At 22.2% G+C, this 1,138-nt stretch carries 1 protein-coding gene; it reads right to left on the reverse strand.

The annotated features are described in order from the left end of the window. Window positions 1-736: 736 nt before the first annotated feature. Window positions 737-1,138: carboxypeptidase-like regulatory domain-containing protein (locus BP997_RS07225; protein WP_413829056.1), on the reverse strand; the 402-nt coding region annotated here is incomplete at its 5' end.

Below are 1,138 nucleotides of genomic sequence, written 5' to 3' on the forward strand. Positions count from 1 at the left end.
TATAGGATTTCTACAGAGCCTAAATATTAGTATTTACTGAATAATGGGGTGTGCTCTCTTTTTTTCCACACCTACTCTATTTTTTCATTATTTTAAAATATTTAATTATAAAAATATTAAGATATTAAGTGCTAATAATTTAGATTTTTTTTGAATTTTTGTTTTTATTTATTTTCATAAAAAAAAGTGATAGTTAGTTAATTTGCGAATAAATCAAGTTTTTCTAAAAGAGCTATAAAGGTTTAAATCCAAAAACAAAAAGTTTAGAACTAATTCATGATGAAAATAAATACCTTTATATACTATAAAATATTTATAAATTAACTAGAATAGCATGTGTTAACACATATCACCCCCTTTAACATATGTTTTTAAAAAATATTTTAAACCTTTTTTTAAAGCACATGCTATTCAATACTTTTTAATAATACAATTTAACTAATTTTACTAAGTCTTTTTTTAATATAAAACATTTTTTCTAAATTAAACTTTAGATATAATTTTAAGTATTTTTATTAATTTTAATAAAACTTAAGATATATAATAAGTACATGCTGATTAAGTATAAACTTTAACTAGAAAAAATAGCATACAACTAATTTTATTAATTTAACACTAAATTAAAATAAATAATAATAGTTTAACCACCATTTTAATTAAATGAAATTTTAATTTAGATGTGATAAAAAATAAAAGAAAAATAGATTAATTAGGGGAAAACCCTAAAAAAATGAAATTAAACACTAACACTAATAGTATTAAAAACATTAGAACATTCATACTGACTAGTACCCTCATAAGTACAAAATACCTTATACTCCCCAGGATAAAGATTAATTTCTAAGTGATACTCACCATTAACATCAGTACTAACAAAATAAACCTTACTCAAACCAGTACACGGATTAGTAAGATTCAAACTAACATGCTGACCAATAATAGGACTACCACTAGAATTTAAAAGTTTACCAGTGAAATTAGCCCCCGCACCATAAATTTCTTGGAATTTATTAGCAGTCAAAATAGTGCTATTAAGATTAAGACTTGGATCTATAATAAAAATACTTACAATTGAAGTACTTAAATTATCATAACTTGCAAAACCAGTGTATAATCCAGGATAAAGATTAATTTCTAA

Source organism: Methanobrevibacter sp. UBA412, assembly GCA_002495685.1.
In the GTDB taxonomy this organism is placed as follows: domain Archaea; phylum Methanobacteriota; class Methanobacteria; order Methanobacteriales; family Methanobacteriaceae; genus Methanobrevibacter_A; species Methanobrevibacter_A acididurans.